Origin of the sequence: Methylobacterium litchii, assembly GCF_038442315.1 — a bacterium.
Lineage (GTDB): Bacteria > Pseudomonadota > Alphaproteobacteria > Rhizobiales > Beijerinckiaceae > Methylobacterium > Methylobacterium litchii.
The window spans coordinates 67,438-89,208 of the sequence record NZ_JBBXMY010000001.1; the positions used below are offsets into that span (position 1 = coordinate 67,438).

15 protein-coding genes are annotated in these 21,771 nt (G+C 67.2%); 5 read left to right on the top strand and 10 right to left on the bottom strand.

All coding sequences use genetic code 11. The features are described from left to right. Window positions 1-128: 128 nt before the first annotated feature. Complete coding sequence (locus AAHF99_RS00355; RefSeq protein ID WP_342162169.1) at window positions 129-2,981, top strand: DUF4781 domain-containing protein; 2,853 nt, start codon at window positions 129-131, stop codon at window positions 2,979-2,981. A gap of 75 nt (window positions 2,982-3,056) precedes the next feature. Here AAHF99_RS00355 and AAHF99_RS00360 read toward each other — a convergent pair whose 3' ends face one another. From AAHF99_RS00360 to AAHF99_RS00375, 4 genes are all read right to left on the bottom strand, one after another. Next, window positions 3,057-3,347, bottom strand: coding sequence for a hypothetical protein (locus tag AAHF99_RS00360; RefSeq protein WP_342162170.1), 291 nt, complete (start codon window positions 3,345-3,347; stop codon window positions 3,057-3,059). A 198-nt stretch (window positions 3,348-3,545) separates the two neighbouring features. Next, window positions 3,546-4,229 carry a ParA family protein gene (locus AAHF99_RS00365; protein WP_342162171.1) on the bottom strand — a complete coding sequence of 228 codons (684 nt, stop codon included), beginning with the start codon at window positions 4,227-4,229 and terminating at the stop codon, window positions 3,546-3,548. Window positions 4,230-4,353: 124 nt separating this feature from the next. Beyond that, complete coding sequence (locus AAHF99_RS00370; protein ID WP_342162172.1) at window positions 4,354-5,130, bottom strand: YoaK family protein; 777 nt, start codon at window positions 5,128-5,130, stop codon at window positions 4,354-4,356. Between the two features lie 68 nt (window positions 5,131-5,198). After that, window positions 5,199-6,140, bottom strand: coding sequence for a class I SAM-dependent DNA methyltransferase (locus tag AAHF99_RS00375; RefSeq protein ID WP_342162173.1), 942 nt, complete (start codon window positions 6,138-6,140; stop codon window positions 5,199-5,201). Window positions 6,141-6,219: 79 nt separating this feature from the next. Between AAHF99_RS00375 and AAHF99_RS00380 the strand changes: the two genes are divergently transcribed. Genes AAHF99_RS00380 through AAHF99_RS00390 form a run of 3 tightly spaced genes read left to right on the top strand, consistent with a single transcriptional unit; the run spans window position 6,220 to window position 9,433 of the window. Beyond that, window positions 6,220-7,266 carry a ligase-associated DNA damage response exonuclease gene (locus AAHF99_RS00380; protein WP_342162174.1) on the top strand — a complete coding sequence of 349 codons (1,047 nt, stop codon included), beginning with the start codon at window positions 6,220-6,222 and terminating at the stop codon, window positions 7,264-7,266. Further along, window positions 7,263-8,969, top strand: a complete 1,707-nt coding sequence (locus AAHF99_RS00385) for a cisplatin damage response ATP-dependent DNA ligase (RefSeq protein WP_342162175.1) — start codon at window positions 7,263-7,265, stop codon at window positions 8,967-8,969. The genes AAHF99_RS00380 and AAHF99_RS00385 overlap by 4 nt, the downstream gene beginning before the upstream one ends. Next, window positions 8,966-9,433: a secondary thiamine-phosphate synthase enzyme YjbQ gene (locus tag AAHF99_RS00390; RefSeq protein ID WP_342162176.1), complete on the top strand. Its 468-nt coding sequence runs from the start codon at window positions 8,966-8,968 to the stop codon at window positions 9,431-9,433. Before AAHF99_RS00385 ends, AAHF99_RS00390 begins: the two co-directional genes overlap by 4 nt. Window positions 9,434-9,473: 40 nt before the next feature. Here AAHF99_RS00390 and AAHF99_RS00395 read toward each other — a convergent pair whose 3' ends face one another. The 4 genes from AAHF99_RS00395 to AAHF99_RS00410 all read right to left on the bottom strand — a co-directional run bounded on the left by AAHF99_RS00395 (window position 9,474) and on the right by AAHF99_RS00410 (window position 18,384). Beyond that, on the bottom strand, window positions 9,474-11,900 hold the full coding sequence (locus tag AAHF99_RS00395; protein ID WP_342162177.1) for a rhamnosyltransferase WsaF family glycosyltransferase: 2,427 nt from the start codon (window positions 11,898-11,900) through the stop codon (window positions 9,474-9,476). A gap of 269 nt (window positions 11,901-12,169) precedes the next feature. Continuing rightward, window positions 12,170-13,747, bottom strand: a complete 1,578-nt coding sequence (locus AAHF99_RS00400; RefSeq protein ID WP_342162178.1) for an efflux transporter outer membrane subunit — start codon at window positions 13,745-13,747, stop codon at window positions 12,170-12,172. A 145-nt stretch (window positions 13,748-13,892) separates the two neighbouring features. Beyond that, a complete protein-coding gene (locus tag AAHF99_RS00405) occupies window positions 13,893-17,042 on the bottom strand; it encodes an efflux RND transporter permease subunit (protein WP_342162179.1) in 3,150 nt (1,049 codons plus the stop codon). Window positions 17,043-17,052: 10 nt separating this feature from the next. Further along, the gene (locus tag AAHF99_RS00410; RefSeq protein ID WP_342162180.1) at window positions 17,053-18,384 is read right to left on the bottom strand and encodes an efflux RND transporter periplasmic adaptor subunit; all 1,332 of its coding nucleotides are present in this window, start codon (window positions 18,382-18,384) and stop codon (window positions 17,053-17,055) included. A gap of 313 nt (window positions 18,385-18,697) precedes the next feature. Here AAHF99_RS00410 and AAHF99_RS00415 point away from each other — a divergent pair, with 313 nt between their 5' ends. Then, on the top strand, window positions 18,698-19,678 hold the full coding sequence (locus AAHF99_RS00415; protein ID WP_342162181.1) for a CobW family GTP-binding protein: 981 nt from the start codon (window positions 18,698-18,700) through the stop codon (window positions 19,676-19,678). A 4-nt stretch (window positions 19,679-19,682) separates the two neighbouring features. Here the strand turns inward: AAHF99_RS00415 and AAHF99_RS00420 are convergent, their stop codons facing one another. Together AAHF99_RS00420 and hemF are read right to left on the bottom strand one after the other, a co-directional pair. Further along, window positions 19,683-20,792, bottom strand: coding sequence for an ATP-dependent DNA helicase (locus AAHF99_RS00420; protein WP_342162182.1), 1,110 nt, complete (start codon window positions 20,790-20,792; stop codon window positions 19,683-19,685). A 13-nt stretch (window positions 20,793-20,805) separates the two neighbouring features. Then, window positions 20,806-21,738 carry an oxygen-dependent coproporphyrinogen oxidase gene (gene hemF, locus AAHF99_RS00425; protein WP_342162183.1) on the bottom strand — a complete coding sequence of 311 codons (933 nt, stop codon included), beginning with the start codon at window positions 21,736-21,738 and terminating at the stop codon, window positions 20,806-20,808. Between the last annotated feature and the right edge of the window lie 33 nt (window positions 21,739-21,771).

Sequence of the window (21,771 nt, forward strand, 5' to 3'; positions counted from 1 at the left end):
TCGCGCAGAGTGGAAAGGCGATCCAAGTCTCCCCCATCCCAGTCCCCCCAAGGCGCTCAAGGGCTTCCGACAGCGGGGCGTCAGGTTGGCTCCGCAGGATCGGAGCGACAGCCGAATGGGGGAAAGATATGTCGAACCAGGCCGAAATATATCTGCCCGACCGCTATGATCCGCGGCCTGCGCAGCCGGCCGATCCCCCGAAGACGCAGCCGACCTTCGATCCAAGCGGCAGCCAAACGGCACAACCCCCTGCCCCCGCGCCCGCCCCCGCAGAGGCAGGGGGAGCACAAGGCAGCTCATCCGACGCCGTACAGGAGTTGCTTCGGACTGCACGCGATCCGAAGACGACGCCACATCAACTCATGTCATTGATGAAGAAGGATGGCCCTGAGATTGCCGACAGCTTTGCCCGGCTACTGACAAGTTCGAGTGAATACATGAAGACCGAACAACCTCCGCTGGTTGTTTCTGAATCGTCGCTTCTCGGTCGTGTTCTCGGTAGCGTAGCCGTTGAGCAGGATCCAGCCTGCACTAGGTTCGTTCAAAGCGTTCTAACGACAGCACCGGCGTCGGCTTATAAGGATGGAACCACCTTAATAGCCATGGCCGACATACTAGCCACGAGGGTACACCCCAATAAATCCGATTTCTATATGGATAAAATCGGTACGGTATTCGAGTCGAACTATGCTTTTGCAATAAAAATACTAGGAACTCCGGACCTGGTACCTAGTTTTTCGGCACTCATCTCACCAGAAACGACACTGGAAAAGCTGAGGACGGTGATAGAGGCCGCGCCCCCCGAGGCGGCGGGCAAGTTCGGAACGTTCGTCGGCCAGCATAGCGACTTCCTGCTGCAGCTTTCGAAGTCATTCGACAAAACCAACACGACCGGCATCAACCGGGCCTCGCCGGACGAATCACCCATCGCTCGCGTCCTGAACGCCCTGAAGGACGGCCCGCCGAGCAAAAGCCGCAGCCAGTTCGTCACGGAGGTTTTCAAAGAGACGACAGCGTTCGCGATCAGGGAGCCGGCCGTTCAGACAGCCATGGCCGATGCGACGGCAGCGGAATGGTATCCGTCCAATGAAAAGGATGCCGACAAAGCGCCCGAAGCCGCAAAGCGCTTGGCCGACATCTTTGCCACGGACCAAGGGCGGGGCATGCTCTTCGTCGGCGACAAGTATGGCCCGACCTCGGAAGATCGGTTGTTTGGCCTCGCCTTCCTGAGAAATCACCCCGACATCACCGGGAAGACGCTGTCGCAAAGCGAACATGGCTGGACCAGTCCGGCGGTCGTCACGCCTTACGCCCAGCTCGCCGCGAACCAATATCTCGCGCTGCGCTCCGACATACCCGTCGCCATGAAGGGTTTTGATCTTGAGAATACGATCGGCTTTGCCTTGAATCTCAAGCTCGACGTATCCGAGAAAGACAACATCAAAGATTTGAAAACCAAATTAGCGAATGGCGAAATCAACTGCTACGCGAATTCCGGCGCGGCCAAGAACATCCAAGACATTGCCGACCAGATCCGGTCCGTCGCCGGAAATGGCTCCGTCCGGGTCACGGTTTTGCCTGTCACGTTCGCCTGCGACAATGCACAGCCGCACACGGTCCCTCTATTTCGCGTCCTCGACGAACATAACGAAGAACGCTACGTCGATGAAATGGGGCGCCAATACGACAACTTCGAGGACTGGCGCAAGCACAACATTCTACCTCCCGGCGACCAGTACTTTCCCCATGATGGCCATCTCACCACCGGCGACAATAACGAAGCGGTCCTCGATCATGCCGCCACATCGAGGACCATCGACACCACCGGCGAAAAGGTCCTTCACTTCCTGGATAGGGCTGCCGTCATCGGCGGTCTGTTTGCAGGCGGCTTGGGTTTGGTTGCCAGCGGAGCCTTCGTCTTGCCGCTGATGGCGGCCTCGACCTTGGGAGGATTGTGGACCGGCATCGAGAGCGGCCGCCAACTCGGTGATCGCTACGAGCATGGACAGTCGATCAATCCATTTACAAGTCGGGTGGCCACCAACCTCTGGCTCAATCTCGGAGCTGGCGCGGCCTCGGTTCTCGCCCTCGGAAGCGCGGCACGATTGACGCAACTGAAGGAAGCCGCCGAAGAGGCAGTGGGCGCTGAGCAGATGATGCACACCGCCATCAAATGGGGAAGCTTCACCACGACAGCCGCACAGACGGTCGACCAAACCGTCGAGACCGGCCTTAAATGGAAAACGATGACGAATACAGAACGAATGTATTCGCTACTTAAGACGTGTTTTTTTGGCGTTACCGCTTTTCAACGGTTTACAGATATCAAAGTTGGCGATGTCGTAAGTGAATACAGTTATAATATCCTGCGCACGTACATACTAAGAACCTCAACCCCAGAAGTCATTCCTGATGAGGCACTCCCGCCGGGAGAAGTGATCATCGAACTCGAGCCCGAAACCAATGTCGTCCAGGGCGTACGGTCGGGACCGGGGGCAACGCAGGGTGAAATCGAATTGGCGTCCAACCTCGCGATGGGCCTGAGGCGCATCAATGCGATGGAGGAGGAACTCGGGGAGATCGTACCTGACGGGGGTCGATTTCCGCCAGGCAGTATCGGCCGTGTCGTTCAAGACAATGTTTCGAATCTCAATGAAAATCTGCTCGCCCAGCTCAAGAAGCTTCAGGAGACAAATCTCAGCCCTCAGCAGCGTAGCCAGGTTGAACAGGACGTTTCAGATGGTCTTGAACAGCTTGAAAAGCTTGAATATCAATATATCAAATGGAATTCAGACCCGGATTCAGCCAATCGCCAAGCCACTCAGGGCGAGATAGAAGACTTGTCGGAGGGCTCGGACACCACGAGCTACCACTCCGCTCGAAGCGAGCCGGCGCAATCATCTGATGACTCGGACGCTGCCGACGCCCCATCCATCGAGAGTGGAACAGGCAACCAGGGAATATTCGAGGCCGGAGGTTGATGACAACGATCACAGGCGACCGACAAGCAACGCCCCGCGATCCTCGGATCGCGGGGGTTCTTCTGTCAGATGCCCTTAACGGTGGGAGCGGCGGGGCGCGGTGCCCGAGGCCCAGTGCGGGGCGACCACATCACCGCGGCTGACCGTGGCGCGGTTCCCGTCGTGGAACATCGGCGTGCCGGCGATCTGGCCCGTGCCCATCCGCTGGGAATGGAGCGACTTCGGGTTGTGGTACGGGTCGCTGACGTAGCTGCTCATGTGCCCGCCGCCGGCCGCCTGGCGGCTGCCGTCGCCGCCTTCGGCATGGGCCAGGGACGGCAGGACGAGAGCGGTGACGGCCAGGCCCAGGATCGCAAAGCGCTTCATCTCAATAACCCCTTCGAGGTGTCTTCGCGCCGGACCCTCTGCCCTGCGCCGATGAGAAGAACATAGCGCCTATTTTCGAATGTATAAGTGCGCATGCGCACAGTATATCTTGCTGTAATTTAATCATTTTATTGTCGTTGCTGGGTGCGCTCACACACATGGAGAGAGAACGAGCGGACTAATCCCCCGCCCCGGCCGTCAGGGCCGGGCGATGCGGCGGTCGATCCAGGACCAGAGGGCGCGGATCTCGGACGCCGCGTAGCCGGCCGGCGCATGCTCGGTGACGCCCCGGCCCAGGGCGATGGCATCCTGATGATCGACGCGCTGGAGGAGGGAGGGCTCGGCCATCATCCCGAGGCCGGCGAGTTGCTGCGCGTAGAGCCCCGTGCGCGGCGAGGGCGGCGGCGGGCACTGGTTGAGGACGAGGGCGAGGCGGTCGCCGAGCCCCTGCCCGGCCAGGAGTTCGATGGTCGGCAGGGCCGCCATCAGGTCGAGCCGCGAGGGGCGGATCGGGATGAGCACGAGGTCGGCGAGCCGCAGGATCGCCGCGACGCCGCCGATGGAGGAGCCCGGCGTGTCGATGATCGCGAGGGTGCGCCCCTGCTCGGCCTGCTCGTCGAGGATCGGCTGGAACTGCGCGAATTCCCAGGGACGCAGCCGGTCGACCACCGGCTCGGGTCCCCCCCGGAGGGTGCCCCAGGCGCAGAGCGAGCCTTGCGGGTCGGCGTCGAAGGCCGTCACCCGCTCGCCGGCCTGGGTCGCCGCGACGGCGAGGGAGGCGGAGAGCGTGGTCTTGCCGGTGCCGCCCTTCTGGACGGCGACCGCGACAACGCGGGGGCGGGGGCGGGGGCTGGTGTGGGGGCCCGTGTGGCGGGGATCCATCGCGCGATTCCGTCCCCGGTCACGGACGGGGAGCCGCCTGATTCCGGGCGGTGCAGGCTTACGGCAGGCGCGGCCCGCGGAAAACCGCAGGCCGCGCCTCGCCCACAACCGGCGGCGGGTGGTGTCAGTGGATGGCGTCGATGATCTTCGCCTTGGGGCTCGCATCCGGCGCGGGCGAGGAGCCGGCGACGAGGGTGCTGCCCGGCTTCGCCACGGTGAGCGCGATGGCGATGACGGCCAGGATCGCCGCGAGGCCGGCGGGGAACAGGAAGGCCATCTCGCCGAAGCGGTAATCGAGCAGGCCGCCGAGGACGGCGCCGGTGCTGAGGCCCGCCCATAGCGGCGCCTGGATCCAGAAGGAGGGTGCCACGGTGCCCATCAGCAGGTTGGCGCAGCCCGTGCCGAACCGGACCACGGCGCCGGTCACGTAGGTGAGCGCCAGGGAGCGGCCGCCCTCGTCCTGCAGGGTGGCGTTCTGCAGGCCGAGCGCCAGCACGATCGGGTAGGCGTGGAGCGGGTAGGCGAAGGTGCCCCAGGGCATGAGCAGGCCGGCGGCGAGCAGGGCCGCCTGCATCGTCAACAGCACCGAGAGCCGCCAGCGACCCACCGCCGCCGCGATCAGCGTGCCGAGGAAGGCGCCGAAGCAGAACACCGCGATGGTGCTCGCCACGCGGGTGACGTTGTCCCAGTCGCCGTTCGCCACCGCCACGCCGAAGCGGGTGGTGTTGCCCGACATGAACGACATGAAGAGCTGCGAGAATTCGAGGAAGCCGATGGAATCGGCGGTCCCGGCGAGCATCGCCAGGGCGATGGCGAAGAACAGGCGGGACCGTGGATCGGCGGGGAACGACTTGTCCTCCGGGGCTCCGGACTTGTCCTTCTCGATCCGCTCGTTGACCATGCGTCACCCCCCGTGACTGAGGCCGCCCCATGGCGGCCGACCATTAATGGACGGCGCCGGCCAAGGTTTCATCCAAGCACGGGTTGCAGGGCGGCAATGCGACCGGGCACCGGCCTTCCCCCCTCGAACCGAACCGTCGCCTCGCGCAGCACCCGCACGGCGAGACCGGCTGCCCCAGCCGCCGCGAGCACGTGAGCATCCGCATGGGCGTAGCGTCCGTCCGTGCCGAGGCGCACCGCAGGGTCCGCCTCGCCCTCCGGCGGCGATTGGATCGTGAAGGCCGCCCAGCCCCCCGGCCGGAGCACGCGGGCGATGCCGGCGAGGATCGGCGCGAGGTCGGCGCAGTAGATGAACACGTCCGCCGCGAGGCAGAGATCGGCCGATTCCGCCGGCTCGTCCCTCAGGAACGCCCCGAGTTCGGCGGCGACCAGCCTGTCGTAGCAGCCCTTGGCGCGGGCCTGGACCAGCATGGCCGGCGATAGGTCGACCCCCGTGAGCCGCCCGATTCTGGGAGCAAGCGCCGCTCCCGCGAGGCCGGTGCCGCAGCCGAGATCGAGGGCGGCCTCGAAGCGCGCCGGCGCGGCGGGCAGCACCTCCGCCACCAGGGCCGGCCCGACATAGCGCAGCCCCTCCACGAGGTGGCGCTCGAAGCGCGGCGCGTAGCCGTCGAACAGGGCGCGGACATAGGCGGGGGTGAGGGCGGCCCCCTCCCCCACCCCGAGCCGCGCGCGATGCAGCCCGGCGCCGATCCCATCCTCCGGGTCGAGGCTCAGGGCGGTCCCGTAGGCCGCGAGCGCCGCCTCCCGCTCGGCGGGGTCGCGGGTGGCGGCGAACAGCGCCTCCCGCGCCCGCCCGAGGAGCAGCCACGCGGGGGCGTAGCGCGGGGCGATCTCCACCGCCTGGGCGGCGAGGTCGGCGCAGGCGGCCGCGTCGCCTTCCGCGAGGCAGGCCTCGGCGTAGCGATAACGGCGGTCGGCGAGCAGATCGCCGGAACTCTGGGGGACGTACATGCGTCGAACTGGGTTTCAAAAGGGCGAGCCCTTTTGCGGGCGCGGGGCGGAGCCCCGCAAGGTGTCTGATCGAGGGCCGATGTCCACACGCGCGAGCGATCTGCTCACCCTCACCCGCGAGGGGCTCTACTGCCCCCTCGGGCAATTCCACGTCGACCCGACCTGGCCGGTGGCGCGGGCGCTCATCACCCACGGCCATGCCGACCATGCCCGCGCCGGCCACGCCCATGTGATGGCCACCCCCGAGACCCTGCGGATCATGGCCGTGCGCTACGGCGAGGATTTCTGCGGCTCCTCCCAGGAGGCCAAGCTCGGGGAGACCCTGCGCGTCGGCGACGTCTCCGTGCGCTTCGTGCCGGCGGGGCATGTGCTGGGCTCGGCGCAGATCGTCATCGAGCGCGAGGGCGTGCGGGTCGTCGTCTCGGGCGACTACAAGCGCGCCCCGGACCCGACCTGCCTGCCCTTCGAGGTCGTGCCCTGCGACGTCTTCATCACCGAGGCGACCTTCGGCCTGCCGGTCTTCACCCATCCCGACACGCGGGGCGAGGTGCGCAAGCTCATCGCGTCCCAGAGACTCTTCCCGGAGCGCGCCCACATCGTCGGCGCCTACGCGCTCGGCAAGGCGCAGCGGGTGATGGCGCTGCTGCGCGAGGAGGGCTGGGACGGGCCGATCCATCTCCACGGGGCGATGGAGAAGCTGACCGAGCTCTACAAGCGCGAGGGCATTCCGCTGGGCGAGACCCGCAAGGTGGTAGCCGCCGAGCGCAAGGATCTGGCGGGCGCCATCGTGATCTGCCCGCCCTCCTCCATCCAGGACGTGTGGTCGCGCAAGTTTCCCGATCCCGTCACCTGCTTCGCCTCCGGCTGGATGCGGGTGCGCGCCCGCGCCCGGCAGAAGGGCGTGGAACTGCCCCTCGTGATCTCCGACCACGCCGACTGGCCGGACCTGTGCCGCACCATCCGCGAGACCGGGGCGGGCGAGGTCTGGGTGACGCACGGGCAGGAGGACGCCCTGGTCCATTGGTGCGGCAGCGTGGGCATCCGCGCCAAGCCGCTGCATCTCCTCGGCTACGGCGACGACGGCGAGGCCGAGCCCGTGGCGGCCGGCACGGAGGAGGCGGCGTGAACGACTTCGCCCATCTCCTCGACCGCCTCGGCTACGAGCCCCGCCGCAACGCCAAGCTGCGGCTGTTGCAGGATTACTTCGCCCGGACGCCCGACCCGGAGCGCGGCTACGCGCTTGGCGCGATGACCGGCACGCTGAGCTTCCGCGAGGCCAAGCCGGCCCTGATCCGGGGGTTGGTGGAGGCGCGCATCGACCCGGTGCTGTTCCGCCTGTCGCACAATTACGTCGGCGACCTCGCCGAGACGACGGCCTTGATCTGGCCTGCGCCGGCCGAGGCCGACGGGGCCGGCATCGGCCACAACAATCCCCCTCCCCCGAGCCTCGCGGAGGTGGTGGAGACCCTAGCCGGTACGGCGAAGAAGGACCTGCCCGGCCATCTCGCCACGTGGCTCGACGCGCTGGACGAGACCGGGCGCTGGGCGCTCCTGAAGCTCGTCACCGGCAACCTCCGCGTCGGCGTCTCGGCGCGGCTCGCCAAGACGGCGGTCGGGGCGCTGGGCGGGCACGAGGCCGACGCCGTCGAGGAGGTGTGGCACGGGCTGGAGCCGCCCTTCGCCAGCCTGTTCGCCTGGGTCGAGGGACGGGCCGAGCGCCCCGAGACCCTGAACCCGGCCCCCTTCCGCCCGCCGATGCTCTCGCACCCGATCGAGGAGCGGGACGACCTCGACAAGCTCGAACCGGACGCCTTCTCCGCCGAGTGGAAATGGGACGGCATCCGCGTGCAGCTCGTCGGCGGGCGTGACCGCGAGGGCGTGCAGGTGGGCAAAGTCTATTCCCGCACCGGCGAGGACATCACCGGGGCGTTCCCCGACCTCGCGGAGGCGATCACGTTCGAAGGGGCGCTGGACGGCGAGCTGCTGATCCTGCGCGAGGGCCGGGTCCAGAGCTTCAACGTGCTGCAACAGCGGCTCAACCGGAAGTCCGTGACGGGCAAGCTCCTGGAGGAATTCCCGGCGCATGTGCGCGCCTACGACCTGCTCGCGAGCGAGGGCGAGGACCTGCGGCCCGAGCCGTTCTCGGCGAGGCGGGAGCGGCTGGAAGAGGTGATCCGCCGCCTCGACCACGCTCGCATCGACATCTCGCCCCTCGTGCCCTTCGCGGATTGGGACGCGCTGGCCGCCGCCCGCGCCGACCCGGCCTCCGTGGGCGCCGGGGAGGATGCGGACGCGATCGAGGGCGTGATGCTCAAGCGCCGCAACAGCGTCTACCTGCCCGGTCGCCCCAAGGGTCCGTGGTGGAAGTGGAAGCGCGAGCCGCACATCGTCGACGCGGTGATGATGTATGCCCAGCGCGGGCACGGGAAGCGCTCGTCCTTCTACTCGGACTACACGTTCGGCGTGTGGCGCGAGGCGCCGGAGGGCGGCGACGAGCTGGTGCCGGTGGGCAAGGCCTATCACGGCTTCACCGACGCGGAACTCGCCAAGCTCGACCGCTACGTCCGCAACCACACGACCAAGCGCTTCGGCCCGGTGCGGGAGGTCGCCTACGGGCGCGAGGCCGGGCTGGTGCTGGAAATCGCCTTCGAGGGTGTGCAACGCTCCACCCGCCACAAGTCGGGGGTGGCGATGCGCTTCCCCCGCGTCAGCCGCATCCGCTGGGACAAGCCCCCGGCGGAGGCGGACCGGATCGACGTGCTGGAGCGCATCCTCGCCCGGGGCGAGACGGAGATCGCCCCCGGCGCCAGCCTGCAGGAGGACGCATGAGGAGCGGTCGGTTCGGACGGGTCGAGGCGCTGGTTGCCGGGCCGGTGACGCAGCAGGCGAGCGGCCGGCTCATCGTCGCCACGCCCGGCCAGGGCTTCACCGACATCACCGCCGCCATCGCCGGCTTCGTGCACGAGAGCGGTATCGGGAACGGCCTCGCCAGCGTGTTCTGCCGGCACACCTCGGCCTCTCTCACCATCCAGGAGAACGCCGACCCGGACGTGCAGACCGACCTGCTCACCGCCCTCGACGGCCTCGCCCCCCGGCACGATGCCTATGTCCACGGTTCGGAGGGGCCGGACGACATGCCCGCCCATATCCGCACCATGGTCACGGATTCCGGCCTCGTGGTCCCGGTCGTCGGCGGCCGGCTCGCCCTCGGCACGTGGCAGGGGATCTACCTGATCGAGCACCGCGACCGCCCGCACCGCCGGGAGGTGCTGCTGACGGCGATGGGCGGATGATCCGCGCGAACCCTCGCCGTCGGGTCCGCGCGGAGCGGCCTCACCCGTCCAGCGCCGCTAGCAGCCGTTCCGTCGCGTAGACGCTCGCCTCATCGAGGGGGAACGGTTTCGGGACGCCACGCGGGGCCTGGACCGGGTACGCGCCGGTCCGGTACCGCTCGACACACGCCTCCAGCGCGTCCGAGAGCAGATCCGGCGAGAGATAGGGCAGAGAGGTCAGGTCGAAGCGGTCGGTCATGTGCCGGTCGCCGTAATCGTTGGTGACGACCATGAGCCCGGCCTCGGCCATCTCCAGGGGTGGATAGCTCGGATGAGGCGACAGCATCAGCGAGATGCCGATGCTGGAGCGGTTCAGCCAGTAGGCGTATTGCTCCAAGGTGAGCTTGCCGAGGACCGACAGGTTCTGGACCGGGCTTGCCCAGCGCTCATCGAAGTTCTCGCCCAAGGACAGGATCCGCCATGTGGACGCCTCCACGGGGTTCCGCATCTGCCATTTGGCCAAGGCATCGCAGATGATTTCGAAGGCGTTACGGTGGACCGAGGGCCGGCCGTAGATCATGATGATCTTCTCCCGCCTCGCCGGCTTGAGAAGCTTGTTGATGTTGTCGTTCAGCTTGTACGGCAGACAGAACGAAGTTTGGAATTCATACTGTGACTTGTTGAAGAAATTTAGTAGCTCTTCTGAATTGATGATTGCAATGAATCGATCAGTTTCGAAATAAGTGCTTTCGGCGAGAGCATATTTGCTCGCCCAACCGTAGAAATTCGGCTCATAATCCTGGATAAGATAGATATACTTGCTGGCTTTCTTGAAGTAACTGCGAATGAAGCTCTGCCCGGACTTGGCGAACAGGGCCGTCCACCATGCGGTGGCGAAGAACACGTCGTTCGCCCGCACCGGGAACCGCTTGAAGGTGCGCTGGTCGGCATCGACCAGGGTGAAGCGGGCGCCGGAATCGATGTCGCCGATCTTCTGCACGGTATAATCCGGGAAGGCGGACCTCCCCTCCGGCTCGATCTCGGCATCCGTGGTGACGATGGCGAAGTCGACGTCGTCCCCCGCCTTCTTCGCGATATCCTTGAATAGCTTGATCGCGGTGGCGATGCCGCCGAACGTCTGCCGGGGGTTGATCGACGGAACGAGCAGTACAAACCGGCGCCGCTCGGACAGGGACGGCGCGAAGAGGATGTCCCGCGCCTCGGGGATGGTGCGCGCCAGCGGGAGATGGCCGGAGACCGCGCCCGCGATCAGCGGGCGATCGACCTTGGCCAGGATCTCCTCAAGGTCGGTCGCCGTCCTCGCGGAGAAGACGCATTGCGGATGGGGATAGGTGAAGGTCCGGTCGAGCACCTTCGCCCAGCCGAAGCCTTCGCTCTCGCCGAAATACAGGAGACTCCGCTCGATGGCATGGGCCAGCGTGCCATCGACCTGGGCCGCCTCCTCATCGAAATCGTCGAGGCGAAGGCCGAGCGACAGGAGGCCCTTCAGGGCCGCCGTCCGCGCCCAGAACATGGTCCCGGACGGAAACTCCAGGATCATGTCCTTGCTGAGCGTAACGCCGACCTTGCGCAGGAGCCGCGACGCATTCTCGAAGTTATAGCCCCAGTTCAAGATCCCCCGCAGCACGTAGAGGTGCTGGGGAAACACGAACCCTTTCCGGTGCCGGTCGAGCAACGTCAAGTTCGTCTCGATGATGTCCTTCGATCCGATCAGGCTAGCGAACAGATAGTTGCGCCACGACGCGAGATCATCGCCGCCATGGGGCGATTTCTTGGTATGGAGGTGGAGGAAGGCCGGGTAATCCTCGAAGACGTCAACGAATGCCGTCAGCATCGGGCCGACGTCGCGCCCGCGATTCGCCACGACGCGCACCTCGACCTTGCCGCGCCGGAAGGCACCGCCGTCCTTGAGGATCGCGGCCTTCTTGTCCTCGGTATCCGTCGAGACGAAGATGTCGATGGGACAGGGACATTCCTCGAGCTTCTCGAAGATCTCACCCATGAGTTCGGGATAGTACGCATGGACGATGGCGGCGACGCGCGGGAAATCGAACCCGCGCAGGTCGGCCGGCAAGGGCGTGGCGAGCGCAAAATCCTCGTGGTTGAGCGGGCGCCGAGAGGGGACGACCCCGTTGGGATACACGAGCTGTTCGGTGTGGTGGAAATCCAGTTCGGCGCCACGGAATCCAAGACCACGCCCGATCGTCACATAGTGGACGAACGGCTCCATAGTGCCGATCTTGTCGCCGTACTCCCGCAGATAATAATGCGGGTCGAAATCGGGGATCGGCCGTCTCCCTTCCTTGGAGCCGTGCTCCAGATAGTGGATGACGGGATCGACCCGGTCTCCGACCACGTCCGGGTAGGAATTCCGGTAGAAGGTATCGTCGAAATCTCTTCGGATCTTCTCGGAGTCCGCCCTATAGATTTGGTACTTGTCCCTCCTGAAGCGAAGACGAATGTTCATCGATTTCAATTCCTTTCGCCTTTGCATGAGGCAAGACGACGCTCGCCGTGAAAACGTCATCCTGATCGGCAATATATCTTGATTGCAGCAATAGAATAAATACGATCAGGATGCCGCATCAAACGCGATCTGACATGCTTCGTCAATCGTGAGCAGAAATCCACGCGACCCGCATGGCAGAATGTATATTTATAGTGCCGGTTTGACCATTGATCTACGGCAACTCACGCAGATCAGTTACGCTACGCTGCGTAGCCTATCGCCAATTTCTACAGAAACTTCAATGGGTCCGTCTCCGGCGGCGCGGGGGCGACGTCGTTGCGGTTCCACCAGCCGCCGCCCAGCGCCACGAACAGGGCCGCCGTGTCGGCATATTGCGTGGCGCGGGCCGAGGCCGAGGTGATCAGCGCCGAGAGGTAGCCCTGCTGCGCGATCAGCACCTGCGACGAGTTCACGGCGCCCGCCGTGTATTGCTTGCGGATCAACTCCAGGCTCTGGCCCGTGGCCTTCTCGGCGGCCTGGGCGGCGGCCACCGCCCTGGCATCGGCCTGCAGGGCGCGCAGCGCGTCCGCGACGTTCTGGAAGGCGGTGATCACGACCGCCTTGTACTGCGCCTGGGCCTGGTTCAAGCTCTCCTCCGAGGCCCGCTGGCGGCGGAACAGGGTGCCCGCGTCGAAGATCGGCGCCGTCGTCTGGCCGATGATCGTGAAGAAGGCCGCGCCGGGATTCGTCACGTTGGCGAGACGCACCGCGCTCGATCCGCCGGTCACCCCGATGGTGAATTGCGGCAGGCGGTTGGCCACCGCCACGCCGACATTCGCGGAGGCCTGCTGCACCAGCGCCTCGGCGGCCTTCACGTCCGGCCGCTGCTGCACGAGGCGCGAGGGCAGGCTGACGGGCAGCTTCGTCGGCAGGCGCAGCGACGCCAGGGCGAAGGTCTCCGACACCTCGTCCGAGGGCAGGCGCCCGGCCAAGGCCGTGAGCAGGTCGCGCTGGATCGCGAGCTGCTTCTCCAGGGGCGGCAGCAATTGCTGCGACAGCGCCAGCGCCGCCTGCTGCTGCACCACGTCCGCCCCGGCGATCTGCCCGAGGGACAATTGCTTGTTGTAGAGCCCCAGCACCTCGGTCTGGGCCTGGATCACCTTCTTGGTGGCGTCGATCTGCGCCCGCAGGGACGCCTCCTGGATCGCCGCCGCCACCACGTTGGCCGTCAGGCTGAGATAGGCGGCCTCCAGCTGGAACCGCTGGTTCTCGGCCGTCGCCTCCAGGGATTCGATCTGCCGCCGGTCGGCCCCGAACACGTCGGGGTTGTAGGAGACCACCGCCTGCGGGGTGAAGAGCGAGTAAAGATACCGCGTCTGGTTGTTGAGCGGCGATTGCAGCTGCAGGCCCGGCGCCAGGGCCTCCTGCGCCAGGGGCGTGGCGGTGAGGGTCGGGTAGAGGGTGCCCTTCTGGGCCAGCACGTTCTGCTGCGCCACCCGCAACCCGGCCTGGGCGGCCTCCAGGTTCGGGTTGTTGGCGAGCGCCTGCTCCACGAGGCGGTTGAGCGCCTTCGAGTGGAACAGGGTCCACCATTGCCCGGGGATGTCGGCGCCGGAGACGAAACTCTGGTCCGCCGAGCCGCCCTGGCGGGTGCGCACCGTGTCGGCGGCGGAAGGGTTGGCCAGCGGCTCCTTGGTGTAGCGCGTGACCGGCGGCGCCTCGGTCGGGACGAAGTTCGGCCCCACGGCGCAGGCCGACAGCCAAGCCGACAGCCACGCCGCCGCCAGCGATCCGGCGACGACGCCGCGCGTCGTCCGGGCCGCCGCGACCCGCCCGGCACCGTTCCGGCCCCTCCTCGTCATCATGCCCCCGCCGCGGTCCGACACCCGCTCCGCTCCCCGGGAAAAGGGCCGCCGGGACGGCGGGAGTCAATGCGGACCCCGCCCCGCCGGCCGCGTCGGCCCCGCGCCTGTGGCTCGCCGGCCACGGCGCCGCGCGCAAGGCCCGCCATCACGCCGCCATCCGGTGTTCGCGCAGCGCCCGCGCGTCGGGGTTGGTCTTCCGCCGGGAGAACAGGGAGATCAGGATCGGCACGATCACGAGGATCAGGTTCGGCGCCAGGAGGATGCCGCCGACCACCACGAGGGCCAGCGGCTTCTGCACCTGCGAGCCGATGCCGGTGGAGATCGCCGCCGGCAGCAGGCCGACGCAGGCCGCCACGCAGGTCATCATCACCGGGCGCATGCGCACCACGGCGGCGTTCCAGATCGCCTCCGACCGCTCCCAGCCCTCCTCGAGGAGCTGGTTGTAGTAGGCGAGCAGGATCACGCCCTCCATGGTCGAGATGCCGAACAGGGCGATGAAGCCGATCGCCGCCGAGATCGAGAAGGGCGTGCCCGTCACGAACAGGGCGAAGATGCCGCCGATCATCGCCATCGGGATCACCGAGAGGGTGAGCAGCATGTCGGTGACGGAGGAGAAGTTCACGAACAGCAGCAGCGCGATCAGCAGCAGGGTGATCGGCACGACGAGGCTGAGCCGTGTCGCCGCCTCGGTGAGGTTCGTGAACTGGCCGACCCATTCCGCGTGGTAGCCGGAGGGCATGTCGACCTCCTGCTCCACCCGGCGCTGCGCTTCGAGCACCGTCGAGCCGAGGTCGCGCCCGCGCACGGAGAACTTCACCGGGATGTAGCGCTCCTGGTCCTCGCGGTAGATGAACGAGGCGCCGGAGACGAGATCGACGTCGGCGATCTCGGAGAGGGGCACCTGGATCACACCGCCATTGGGGTTCTGCGCGCCGACCGAGATGTTGCGGATCGTAGCCAGCGACGAGCGGAACTCCTTGGCGAGCCGCACCCGCATGGGGAAGTGCCGGTCCGAGCCGTACTCGTAGAGGTCGCCCACCGTCTGGCCGCCGACCGCCGCCTGGATCGTGGTGTTCACGTCGCTGATCGAGAGGCCGTAGCGGGCGGCCTTGTGCCGGTCGACGTCGATCCGCACCGTCGGCTGGCCGAGGGATTCGAACACCGAGAGGTCGGTGATGCCCGGAATCGTGGAGAGCACCGCCTTCACCTGGTTGGCGGTCTTCGTCAGCTGCGCGAGGTCGGTGCCGTAGATCTTGACCGAGTTCTCGCCCTTCACGCCGGAGGCCGCCTCCTGGACGTTGTCCTCGATATACTGGGAGAAGTTGAACTCGATGCCGGGGAACTCCTCGGCCAGCTGGGTGCCGAGGTTGCGGATCAGGGTGTCCTTGTCGAGGCCCTTCCGCCACTGGTCGGCGGGCTTCAGGGGCGCCAGGATCTCGACGTTGAAGAAGCCGGTCGCGTCCGTGCCGTCGTTCGGCCGCCCCTGGTGCGAGATGACCGTCACCACCTCCGGCACGTCCTGGAAGATTTTGCGCAGGCGCTGCACGTAGGCGTTGCCGGCCTCCAGGGAGATCGAGGAGGGCATGGTGCCGCGCACGTAGAGGTTGCCCTCCTCCAGCTTCGGCAGGAATTCCAGGCCGAGATGCCGGGCGGCCAGCCCCGAACCGAGGAGGACCGCGAGGGTCACGGCGACGGTGATCACCCGGTTGCGCAGGCCGAAGCGCAGGGCGGTCTCATGCCCGACGCGCAGCACCCGCACGATCAGCGTGTCGCGCTCCTCCACCTTCTTCGGCAGCATGATCGCCGAGAGGGCGGGCGAGACGGTGAAGGTCGCGATCAGGCCGCCGACCAGGGCGTAGGCGTAGGTCTTGGCCATCGGCCCGAAGATGTGGCCCTCGACGCCCGACATGGTGAAGAGCGGCAGGAAGCCGACGATGATGATGGTGGCCGAGAAGAAGATCGCCCGGTTCACCTCAGCGCCCGCGATGGCGATGGTGCCGAGCCGCCCCTTCAGGCCCCCCGGGGCCGGCTGCCCCTCGGAATGCTCCGGCTCGGCGAGATGGCGGAACACGTTCTCGACCATGATCACCGTCGCATCGACGATCAGGCCGAAATCGATGGCGCCGAGCGAGAGGAGGTTCGCCGAATCGCCCCGGATCACGAGGATCAGGATGGCGAAGCCCAGCGCGAAGGGGATCGTCGCCGCCACGATGATCGCGCTGGTGAGCGAGCCGAGGAACAGCCACTGCACCACGAAGACCAGCACCACGCCGAAGACGAGGTTGTGCATCACCGTGTGGGTGGTGGTGTGGATCAGGCCCGAGCGGTCGTAGATCCGCTCGATCTTCACGTCCGGCGGCAGGACGGTCGAGGCGTTGATCTTGTCGATCTCGGCCTCGACCCGCTCCAGGGTCGGCAGGCTCTCGCCGCCGCGGGTCATCAGCACGATGCCCTCGACCACGTCCGGCTGGTTGTCGTGGCCGACGATGCCCAGCCGCGGCGCGTTCGAGACGCGCACGTCCGCCACGTCCCGCACCAGCACCGGCACGCCGTTGACGAGGCTGATCAGCGTGTCCTTGATGTCGTCCATGTCGCGGATCAGGCCGACGCCGCGCACCACCGCCGATTGCTGGCCGACATTGAGGGTCTGGCCGCCGACATTGATCGAGGCGTTGTTCAGGGCGTTCGTCAGCTGCACCAGGGTCAGGCCCTGCGCCTGGAGCCGGTTCAGGTCGACGGCGACCTCGAATTCCTTGGCCTTGCCGCCGAAGGCGGTGACGTCCACCACGCCGGGAATCGCCTTGAAGCGGCGCTGCAGCACCCAATCCTGCAGGGTCTTCATGTCCATCGGCGAGTAGCCCGCCGGGCCGACGAGCTTGTAGCGCATGATCTCGCCGACCGGGCTCGTCGGCGAGATCGCCGGCTGGGCGCCGTTCGGCAGTTGCGGCGCCTGCGACAGGCGGTTGAGCACCCGCTGGAGCGCTTCGTTGTAAGTGTATTCGTAGTTGAACTGCACCTTCACGTCGGAGAGGCCGAACAGCGAGATGGTGCGCACCGTGGTCGTGTTGGGGATGCCCGCCAGCGCGACTTCCAGGGGAATCGTGATGTATCGCTCGATCTCGTCCGCCGACTGGCCGGGATTCTGGGTGATGACGTCGACGAGCGGCGGCACCGGGTCCGGATAGGCCTCGATGTTGAGCTTGGTGTAGGCGGCGTAGCCGATGCCGAGCATCAGCACGAAGAGCAGGCAGACGAGGACGCGCTGCCGCAGCGCGAAGACGATCAGAGCGTTCATCGCGCCCGCCTCACGACGCCTTGTCGCCCGTGGCCGCCCTGTCGATGAACAGGGCGCCGCGGGTCACGATCTGATCGCCGGCCTGCAGGCCGGAGACGACCTGGGCGTTGTCGCCGTTGATCAGCCCGAGTTGCAGGTCGCGGGCCTCCACGGCGCCGTCCGGCCGCGCCACCCAGACATGGGTGCGCCCGCCCTCGTAGACGACGGCGGAGAGCGGCACGCTCGGGCTCGGCTCGCCCTTGCCGGTGATGATCGTGTAGGTGGCGAACATCTCCGGCCGGAGCAGGCGGTCGGGATTGTCGACCTCGCTGCGCACGGCGAGGCGGCGCGTCGCCGCGTCGAGGCTCGCGGCCATGTAGTTCACCCGCGCCTTGAACACGCGGGTGCCGAACCCCGCCACCTTCGCCTCGACCTCCTGGCCGATGCGGATCTTCGGGATCTCGCTCTCGCGCACGTTGGCGATCAGCCAGACGGTGGAGAGGTCGCCGATCACGAATTGCGGATCGCCGGAGGCGTTGATGTACTGGCCGGTGCCGACCTTGCGCTGGACGATGGTGCCGGGGATGGGCGCGCGGATCTTGGTCTCCGGGCTCATCGTGCCGTTCTTCTCGTAGGCCGTGATCTCCGCGTCCGTCTTGCCGAGCAGCCGCAGGCGGTTCTTCACCGCGTCGAGGGCGGCCTCGGCGGTCTTCAGGTCGCTCTGCGCCGCGATCACGTCGTTCTGCGCGGATTGGTAATCCTTCAGGGCCACCGCCTTGGCCTGGAACAGCTCCTGCTGCCGGGTGGCGATGGTCTGGTCGAGCTTCAGCAGCGCCTGCTGCTTCTGCAGGGTGTTGAGCGCGGCCTGATAATCGTTCTGCGCCTGGACCATGTCCGTGGCCTCGACCACGAACAGCACGTCCCCGGCCTTCACGTCGTCGCCCGCCCGGACCAGCACCTTGGTCACGCGGCCGGAATAGGGGGAGACGACGGGCACGTTGTCGTCGTCGTTGAGGGCGATGCGGCCCTCCGCCGCGCCCTCCGGCCGGAAGACCTGGGTCGCCACGGGCAGGATCTCGAAGGAGGCGCGCTGCTCCTTGCTCGGGCGGAACACCCGCTCCACCGGGGCGGCCTTGGTCGCCTCGATCCCGGCATCCTGGTCGTCCGAGGCGAACAGCCCCTTGGCCGCCGCGATCACCCGCTCGCCGAGGTCGCGCGCCTCGTGCGGGCGCAGGGCCGCGAAGGCGCCGATGCCGCCCAGGACGACGAGCAGGACGAGGACGACGAGGCCCCGCCGCCGCCGAGCGGGCCGCGTCGGGGAGAGGCCTGCCTGATCCGGGTGGAGGGGGTTGCGGGCGTCCATGGGCGTCGTTTCAGCCGGGCGTAGAGATGTCAGCCGCGATTCGCGCCTGCCTTGGGAGCAAGCGTTGAACCCGAGGTTGGCGCTTTTCCAAGGCAATGACGCGAAAGCGGTCGCGCCACCGTCTCGGCACGGGGGTTAGAACCTCGGCCGCCGCGCGGCAAACGACGGTTTCGTGAGGGGCTGCCTCCGTCTGTGATCGACCCGCATGACGGACCTGTGACGGGCTGGGGACGGGGGCCCTTCCGTTGGCGGGGTCGCGTGACAATGTTACAGCGACAACCCCGACGACCCTTCGCGAACACGGCAGGCCGCTATGGCACATTCCCCCCAGACGGACGGCAAGATCCCGGTCACGGTGCTCACCGGCTATCTCGGCGCGGGCAAGACGACCCTGCTCAACCGCATCCTCACCGAGAATCACGGGCGCCGCTACGCGGTCATCGTCAACGAGTTCGGCGAGATCGGTATCGACAACGACCTCGTCGTCGGCGCGGACGAGGAAGTGTTCGAGATGAACAACGGCTGCGTCTGCTGCACCGTGCGCGGCGACCTGATTCGCATCATGGACGGGCTGGTGAAGCGCCGGGGCAAGTTCGACGCGATCATCGTGGAGACGACGGGCCTCGCCGACCCGGCCCCCGTGGCCCAGACCTTCTTCGTAGACCAGGACGTCGGCGACGCCGCCCGCCTCGACGCGGTGGTGACGGTGGCCGACGCCAAGTGGCTCACCGACCGCCTCAAGGACGCCCCCGAGGCGAAGAACCAGATCGCCTTCGCGGACGTGATCCTGCTCAACAAGTCGGACCTCGTCTCACCGGCCGACCTCGACCGGGTGGAGGGCGAGATCCGCGCCATCAACCCCCTGGCGCAATTGCACCGCACGACGAACTGCGCGGTGCCCCTCGACGCGGTGCTGGAGCGCAACGCCTTCGACCTCGACCGCATCCTCGACGTGGAGCCCGACTTCCTGGAGGAGGGCCACCACCATCACCACGATTCGGAGATCCGCTCGATCTCCGCGAAGATCGAGGGCGAGGTGGACCCGGAGAGGTTCATGCCGTGGATCTCGAACCTCACGCAGGTCCAGGGCCCGGACATCCTGCGCTGCAAGGGCATCGTCGCCTTCCCGAACGAGCCGAAGCGCTTCGTCTTCCAGGGCGTGCACATGATCCTCGACGGGGACGTGCAGGGCGATTGGGGCAAGGACGAGAAGCGCGTCAGCCGCGTGGTCTTCATCGGCCGCAACCTCGACGAGGCGACGATCCGCGAGGGCTTCGAGGCGTGCCGGGCCTGAGGCCCTACACTACCACGGTGATCGCCTGCGCCGCCCGCGTCAGCCCGGTGTAGAGCCACCGGGCCCGGTGCTCGCGGAAGGCGTAGGATTCGTCGAACAACGTCACCTTGTCCCATTGCGAGCCCTGCGCCTTGTGCACGGTGAGCGCGTAGCCGTAGGTGAACTCGTCGGTCTCCCGGCGCTGGTAGAGGGGGATCTCCTCGTCGGTGCCGGCGATCATCGCCCGCAGCACCTTGATGTCGGTGGGGCGGCGGCGCAGCGCCGGATCGTCCTCCGGCACGATGTCGAGGCGGACCATGTCGGGCCGGGGCGGCGCGCGCAGCGCATGGACCGTCCAGGTCGAGCCGTTGAGCAGGCCCTTCACCCGGTCGTTGCGCAGGCAGACCAGCTTCTCCCCCACCGCCGGCATCGGATCGGTGTGGCCGGCGATCTCCCGCAGGCGGTTGTTGTAGAGCCGCCGCGTCTTGTTGAGCCCGACCAGCACCTGATCGCACTCCATGACCTGCGCCGGGTCGAGATCCCGGCGGGAGACGACGCGGCTCGCTCCGAACTCCCCCCGCTCCAGCCGGCCGCCCTCGCGCACGGTCATGGCCATGCGCACGATCGGGTCGTCCTTGGCCTGCCGGTGGACATCGGTGAGCATCACGTCGGGCTCGGCCTCGGTGAAGAAGCCGCCGCCGCGCACCGGCGGCAACTGGGCCGGATCGCCCAGGACCAGCACCGGCTTGTCGAAGGACAGGAGGTCGTTGCCGAGATCGGAATCGACCATCGAGCATTCGTCGATGACGATGAGGTCCGCCTTGGCCACCGGGCCGGAGCGGTTGAGGGTGAAGGTCGGGCCGCCGCCCTCCTCCGCCTCCTTGGTGCGGTAGATCAGCGAGTGGATCGTCGCGGCGTCGTGGCAGCCCTTCTGGCGCATCACCGAGGCGGCCTTGCCCGTGAAGGCGCCGAACACCACCGACCCGTCGACATCCTCCGCGATGCGGCGGGCGAGCGTGGTCTTGCCGGTGCCGGCATAACCGAAGAGGCGGAACACCTGCGCGCCGCCGTCGCGGCGCCACGCATCGATCGCCTTCAGGGCCGCATCCTGCTGCGGCGCATAGGCATCCGTCATCGCGGGCGCGACCTCACGGCCAGCGCACGGTCGGCGGCATGGAAGACAGGATGGAGGCGACGTTGCCGCCGGTCTTCAGCCCGAAGATCGTGCCCCGGTCGTAGAGCAGGTTGAACTCGACGTAGCGCCCGCGCCGGACCTGCTGCTCGTGGCGGTCCTCCTCCGTCCAGGCCTTGCGCATGTTCTCGCGCATGATCGGCGGATAGGCGTCGAGGAAGGCGAGGCCGACCGACTTGGTGAAGGCGAGGTCCGCCTGCGGCTCCTCGCTCCAGCGGTAATCGTAGAAGATGCCGCCGATGCCCCTCGGCTCGTTCCGGTGCTTGAGGTGGAAGTACTCGTCGCACCACGCCTTGTAGGCGGCGTGATCCACCCCGTGGGCCTCGCAGGCCTTCTGCAGGCAGGCATGGAAGTGCCGGCTGTCCGGGTCGTCCTGGGTCCGCCGCCGCTCCAGCACGGGGGTCAGGTCGGCGCCGCCGCCGAACCACGCCTTGGTCGTCGCCACGAACCGCGTGTTCATGTGCACGGTCGGGGCGTGCGGGTTCCAGGGATGGGCGATCAGCGAGATGCCGGTCGCGAAGAAGCGCGGATCCTCCGCCGCGCCGGGCATCTGAGCCCGGAACTCGGGGGCGAATTCGCCATGCACGGTCGAGATGTGGACGCCGGCCTTCTCGAAGGCCCGACCCCTGAGCATCGCCATCACTCCACCGCCGCCCGGCACGCCGCTGTGGTCGGTGCGCTGCCACGGCGTCAGGACGAAGCGGCCGGGCTCGCGCGGGGCGTCCGGGTGCAGGGGCTCCTCCGCCTCGTCCTCGATCGCCTCGAAGGCGGCCACGATCCGGTCCCGCAGGGTGGCGAACCAGGACGCGGCCTCCGCCTTCATGGCGGCGACATCGGCCTCTCGGACCGGCAGGCCGAGGGCGGCACGGGGATCGGCGGGCATGCTCATGCCCATGGCTTTCCCACCCCGCCAAGCGGGCGT